Annotated in this window: 6 protein-coding genes; all 6 read right to left on the bottom strand. The window is 38.5% G+C overall.

What is annotated here, in order from left to right; all coding sequences use genetic code 11:
- Window positions 1–45: 45 nt before the first annotated feature.
- On the bottom strand, window positions 46–276 hold the full coding sequence (gene secG / locus ACERJO_RS17965; RefSeq protein ID WP_247106627.1) for a preprotein translocase subunit SecG: 231 nt from the start codon (window positions 274–276) through the stop codon (window positions 46–48).
- A gap of 98 nt (window positions 277–374) precedes the next feature.
- Window positions 375–1,514: a GerAB/ArcD/ProY family transporter gene (locus tag ACERJO_RS17960; protein ID WP_373648395.1), complete on the bottom strand. Its 1,140-nt coding sequence runs from the start codon at window positions 1,512–1,514 to the stop codon at window positions 375–377.
- A gap of 11 nt (window positions 1,515–1,525) precedes the next feature.
- A complete protein-coding gene (locus ACERJO_RS17955; protein ID WP_247106625.1) occupies window positions 1,526–1,765 on the bottom strand; it encodes a hypothetical protein in 240 nt (79 codons plus the stop codon).
- Between the two features lie 10 nt (window positions 1,766–1,775).
- Window positions 1,776–2,933 carry a Ger(x)C family spore germination protein gene (locus tag ACERJO_RS17950; RefSeq protein WP_373648393.1) on the bottom strand — a complete coding sequence of 386 codons (1,158 nt, stop codon included), beginning with the start codon at window positions 2,931–2,933 and terminating at the stop codon, window positions 1,776–1,778.
- An 11-nt stretch (window positions 2,934–2,944) separates the two neighbouring features.
- The gene (locus ACERJO_RS17945) at window positions 2,945–4,522 is read right to left on the bottom strand and encodes a spore germination protein (protein WP_373648392.1); all 1,578 of its coding nucleotides are present in this window, start codon (window positions 4,520–4,522) and stop codon (window positions 2,945–2,947) included.
- A 93-nt stretch (window positions 4,523–4,615) separates the two neighbouring features.
- Entirely contained in the window at window positions 4,616–6,073 is a 1,458-nt protein-coding gene (locus ACERJO_RS17940) for a GMC oxidoreductase (protein ID WP_373648391.1), read from the bottom strand.
- Window positions 6,074–6,076 lie beyond the last annotated feature (3 nt).

Here is a 6,076-nt window from a genome sequence, read left to right as displayed (position 1 = left end):
TCATAAGAAAAAACGGTAGGTGCTAATCACCTACCGCTTCGTTCATTATAGGAAATATGCAACCGTTACCGTTAGTACAAAGAATAAAACAGCGAGCACGACTGTTGCACGAATTAATACCGCATCTAATCCTCGTGCTTTTTGCTTTCCGACTAACTGCTCCGCACCACCTGAGATCGCGCCAGATAAACCAGCACTTCTCCCAGATTGCAACAATACAACCGTAATTAATAAAATCGATACAATGATAAGTAGAACAAATGCTACAGTTTCCACAACCTACACCTCCACACCGTAAGTACACACTATTTATAATGTAGCATAAAGGATGTCCATTCTACAACAAAAAATATAAATTGTATTCATTCTACGACTTAAATATCCAGTTCTTTTGATTCTTCTTTTGAACGCTTCTTTCTTTTACGCCTTTTTTTAATCATAGTTATTGCCGCCATTAATGTTATAGGTATAACTGCGACAATTGTAATAAAAAGAGGCCAAATGACTCCTACATGATCAGCAAATTCGAGCTCATGCTCATACAATGTCACAGACATAAGTAAACACAAAAATGAAATTGGAAAAACGAATATTCTTGTACTCTTCTCCCCTACCATTTCATTAAATAACGTATGAATCATATAAAGAACAATCGTTGCTTTCATATAAGAACCAATAATCCAGCTCATTGCCATTACCGCTTCGATACGCGTTAGTATATCTTGTACATCAATTAAAGTAGATATGTAAAACAACGAATATTTCACCTTTGTTCCTATTGGTCCTAAAACCATAATTGAAATGAAAACAGCAGTTAATAAAAGTAACGTTGTTAAAATGTATGCAACAATCATTCCGCGTCTTAAAGTACCGGCTTCCTTCTGACGAGCAAATGGTAGTAATATCGCAAATAAAATAACTTCACTGTAAGGAAAACCAAATACAAAATACGCTCCATGCAAAATCGGCTTCCATCCATCAGGGGTAAGCGGGAGAATGTATTGCGGTTCAATAACGGGCACGATCATCAGCAAAAACACACCGTATACAGCCATGACAAAAAGAATCAACATTGTAAACATTCGACCAATGACTTCAATCCCACAAAAAATCGTTAATGCTGCAACAAGAAAAATAAATCCTTGGACAATGTATAAAGGAGTTGCACGCATAACTGTGTTATGTAAAAACATGCCGACATCCAATATAATATTTGACACCATAATGACTAATAGCATCAATAATAATCCGATGACAACATAAGTAAGCCACTTTCCATAAACCTTTTTCGTATATTCAAAAAAAGTACTACCTCTATGCGCTTTATTTAAATACAAGATGACGATTAAGATCCCAAAGCCAACAATAGAAGTAAGAAGCAACGAAATCCAAGCTCCATTTTCAGCATTTGTAATTAATGGAGAAGGGATATTTACTAAAGCAGAGCCTACCATATAGCATAAGAAAATAAACGCCATCTGATGATCACTTACTATTTCCTTTGATTGTTCCATCCCTTCCCTCCTTATTCGATGACCATCCAATCGACTATTTGCTTAGCCGGCTGGTACAGTACATCATGCAACAAGTCTGATAAATTGTACCAATTTAAAATGAGAATAAAATCGGCACTTAAATAAATAGCTACAGCTACAATGGTAAAATAAATGATGTTGATTTTGCGACCTTTCTTTTTCAGCTTAGGAAAATCATAGACCATTAAACCTATAAATAATATTGTCAACATGATCACTTTTGTAGTCATGACCCATCACCTAATCCATTTCCACAAATGGTTTTAAATCGACTAGTCCAGAGCTTACAATTTCCACGTTAATATCATAAACAAATTGAGCACTTTCAAAATATTCTTCCCAATCGTCCTTTATTTCCTCCCATTTCTTAGCATCCTTTTTATGATAATCATTTCCTAAATTAAGAACATCAACTTTTTTCTTTTTTACACCTTCTATCGTTTTATTCAAATCTTCTTCAATCGTCTCTTCTATTTTTTGAGCGTATGCATTTACTTCTTCCGATGTTTCTAAAACCGTATCGCACATTAACTCACGAACTCTTACTTCAAATTCGATATCAACATCCACAATTATCTGTTCACCTACTAAATCTGGAGAAACTCGAGATTCCCTTACAATTATTTCCATATTATCCGATTTCGACACACTCGGATCTTCTTCACAAGGTATTTTCCAAATTCCCCGATTATATTGTTGTCGAATTATTAGAACATGCTGGGTTTCTGTACCATCTAAATCTCCAACCATAACTCCATCTTTAATAATCGCAACTCCTGTAAGAGGAGATGTTGTAATTTCTTTTTCAATCTTCTTCTCAACTAGTGGGACAATCGCCACTCCTAGCTCACTTTGAAGCTGCAGACTAAGCTCATGTAGTGTCGTATCCAATGTATTTCCCGCCTCATCATGAGAAATCCTTTGAAGCTCACGAAACTGACGACTTGATGCATATTCAAACATCGGTTCGGTCGCTAAATAGTCACTTCCTTTACCTTTTCCGATCATTAAATTAGTCGTTGCACGCGGCTCTTGCTCCCGATAAAAAAAGGCTAGGATGTCATTAAAGTGGCGGTGTCGGACAGTCTCTTCCCCAACAACAATTACCTGCATATGACTCCAATTCGCTTTTCTCCCAAAATAGTTCACTAAATTTCTAGCAGCTTCAGATACCGACTCACTTTCAATTGTCGTTACAATTGGTTCTCTACCACCACCACCTCCGCCTTCAGAGGAACCAATCATAACAGGTCGGTAAAACTGAACCGTTAGTTCAACCTTTTCTTGATCTTCATCAATCGCCGCTCCTAAAATAAATCCTCTCTCCATTAATTCACGTTGATCCCAACAGCCAGCAAGAAATAGAAGAGCGATCATCAATAAGAATATACGCTTCAATATTTTCACCCTCATTTCTCATTCGATGCTTGTGGAAATTGATGCTCTTTATGGTTACGAGGAGAACGTAGTAATTTTCCAATTGACACTCGAATGAAGGCATCTCTTAGCTTATTTGGTCTTAATGGTGCAAACGGGGCTAAATAAGGGATACCTAATGATCTTAACGAGCTTAAATGAAGAAGGATGAGCAATAGGCCAACCATGATACCAAACCCACCTAACGTCGCAGCTAAAAACATTAAAGGGAACTGTAAGATTCTGTAACTAATACCTAAGTTATATTGTGGTACTGCAAAGGATGATATTCCTGTTAACGCCACAACAACGACCATGATAGGTGAAGCAATTCCTGCTTGAATGGCCGCTTCACCAATAATGAGTGCACCTACGATACTAACGGCTTGTCCAACAGGCTTAGGCATACGAATTCCAGCCTCACGCATCAGCTCAAAAAAGAAAACCATAATCAATGCTTCAATTAAAGCAGGGAACGGAATCCCCTCTCTCGTATTAATAATTGCCAATAGTAAGATCGTTGGGATCATCTCTGGATGAAACGTAGATAACGCAATGTAAACACTCGGTAATGTTAGCGCGATAATAACGGCAATAAAGCGCATTAACCGAATTGTAGTTGAAATGATCGAACGTTGGTAATAATCCTCGACAGACTGAAATAACTCTAAATAGAGTGCAGGGCAGATTAGGATAGAGCCCGTTCCATGAACAAGCACAATAATTTTTCCATCAAGTAAGGCAGCATTAGCCGTATCCGGGCGCTCTGTATATCGATATTGTGGAAAAGGAGAAAGAGTTGAATCTTCAATTAGTTCTTCTATAAATGTCGTTTCTAATATTTCTAATTCCTTCACCTTTTCCATACGCCTTTCAAATTCAGATAAAACTTCAGCGTCAACAGCACCTTCTAAATACATATACGCAATTTCCGTACGAGACACTTTCCCAACATGCATCGATTTAAGCTTCAAATGCTTCGACTGCATCCTCGAACGAATTAAACCGATATTCTTTTTTAAATCTTCTACCGTCCCCTCATGAGGACCTATGATGACTGATTCTGTCGAGGGCTCGTCAACAGCTCGACCTTCAATTGAAATCGCCTCAAACGCTAATGCTTGATCCCAACCATCAATAAATAGGACAAAATAGCCCGCCAATACTTTTGTAGTCGCTTCTTCATAATCATTAATTAGAACAGGGGTTTCATTTGTTACGCCATGGTTTATAACAAAATGCTTAAGACGATCTAACGTAATTTCATTAGCTGGACCTACTTCATGCTTTACAACATCCTGTAATAACGACTTCACGAAGTTCACTTTTTCTTTTTGAACGAGTGATTGACAATGCATAATGAATGATTGAATAGACAGATGATGCCCAAACTGATAATCGTGAAAACTAATATCGTCTGAGTCTTTAAAAATATCGCCCATCTTTGATCTACTATCTTTAAGCTGACTGTCTATTCTTTTCATTTGCTTAATGGAATCATCAATAAGCTGCTCTTTCTTGCTAACACCAGACCTCTGCTTAATACGCCATCCATTTCGACGTGGGCTCATACCAATTACTCCTCGTTTTACGAAAGTTTATAGTTAGGATGAGCAATTTTGTTATATTCATGCAACAAATACTATTGTTTTTCATCGTCCAAATCATTCATCTACTAATTCCCTAATGATTGTATCTCCCGTTCGTAAGCTTAAAGACATCGTCGTTAACGTAGGGTTTGATCCGAGAGTCGGTAAAATACTGTTATCAGCTATCCATAGCCCCTTTACACCATGAACAGCGCAAGTGGAATCAACAACTGAATCACTCGGGCTCATTCCCATCCGACATGTCCCTGATTCGTGATAATCACTTCCTGGAATTGTTAAACAAAGCGGTTCATCCCCCTCCTTCTCCGTACCTATTTCAGCTCCAATTGACTGAATCATTCGCTCCGTATCAATTAGTGCTTGATGTAGCAATTGCCTGTCTAATTCACTACTTTGATAAAAGGTCAACAGCTTGTTATTATCTAATGTCACACGATTTCGATAACGTGAAAGTACTTTAACAAAACCGTAAAAGCCTAACTGTCGATCAGCTTCTGGAAATATTTGTACGAAATATGGAGCATCCGGACGCTGTCTGACGTAGCAAGGTGTAATTTCTGAAAAAAAGTCTCCCACTTTTTCAGATGTGAATGCTCTCATTTTGAAGAAAGTATGTTTGATTAAATAGCGCCCGACAGGTAAATGATCAAATGATGATTGCAACAAAATACGTGGAGTTTGAAATGCATTGGCAGCTAAAACGACTTTTTTTGCTTTAATTTGATGAACACGCTCGTCACGATCGATGGCTTCAACACCTTGAACTTGGTCTCCATTCATCAACACTTTTTGCACAGGTGCATGAATAGCAATATCGATGTCCCTTTTACCTAATGCTGCTCCAATTAAAGTGAGCGAGCTTGAAAACACATCAGGAAGCGCTCGACCTTCCTGCCACTCTAATCGTGCGGCAAACGGCATAATAAAAGCGGGGTAATTATCTCGCCACAATTGCTGTAAAAAAAGATTCGTTTCCACCGTTGTCGACGGCTCCTGGACATAGAGGATTTGTTCGGCTAATTCATAATACGGTTCAATATCATCATACGAAATCGGCCAAAAGGTAAATTCATACGGCTGAAACCGAACCGCGACTCCCCCCCATATGATCGCTTTTCCCCCAAATCCAATCAATTGTTTAGAGGCTGGTAAATCCGGTTCCCCGATCGGTCGGCTAATGTTATCGTTAAATCGATACGCATCGCGCCGTCCCTCTAAAGTTGGAATATTATTAACATGAGTTGGAATATACAATCCACCCGCATCAATCATTCCAATCTTTTTCTCTTCTATCCCTTCCTCTTGCGCCAGCTTCCATATAAGCGCACTGGCCCCTGCACCTGTTCCTACAATTATCACATCATATTCTTGTTTAGCCATTTCTTCAATAGGCGTTAGTGGAACCCACGTATCTAATGGTTTCTCTGGTCGGTCTGGTGGGCAAATCGGAATCTGATCCGGTTGGAACTCTTGGTGCGTATATTCCTCCTGAGAAAAAAAGCGTTGATCCATCTT

It is taken from the genome of Halalkalibacter sp. AB-rgal2 (assembly GCF_041821005.1).
In the GTDB taxonomy this organism is placed as follows: Bacteria; Bacillota; Bacilli; order Bacillales; family Bacillaceae_D; genus Halalkalibacter.
This window is presented reverse-complemented; position numbering and strand designations above follow the sequence as displayed.

What these genes read in the sequence shown, in the direction of transcription:
- ACERJO_RS17960 (WP_373648395.1), bottom strand. Translation starts at nt 1,514, where the DNA reads ATGGAACAATCAAAGGAAATAGTAAGTGATCATCAGATGGCGTTTATT.
- ACERJO_RS17940 (WP_373648391.1), bottom strand. Translation starts at nt 6,073, where the DNA reads ATGGATCAACGCTTTTTTTCTCAGGAGGAATATACGCACCAAGAGTTC.
- ACERJO_RS17945 (WP_373648392.1), bottom strand. Translation starts at nt 4,522, where the DNA reads ATGAGCCCACGTCGAAATGGATGGCGTATTAAGCAGAGGTCTGGTGTT.
- ACERJO_RS17955 (WP_247106625.1), bottom strand. Translation starts at nt 1,765, where the DNA reads ATGACTACAAAAGTGATCATGTTGACAATATTATTTATAGGTTTAATG.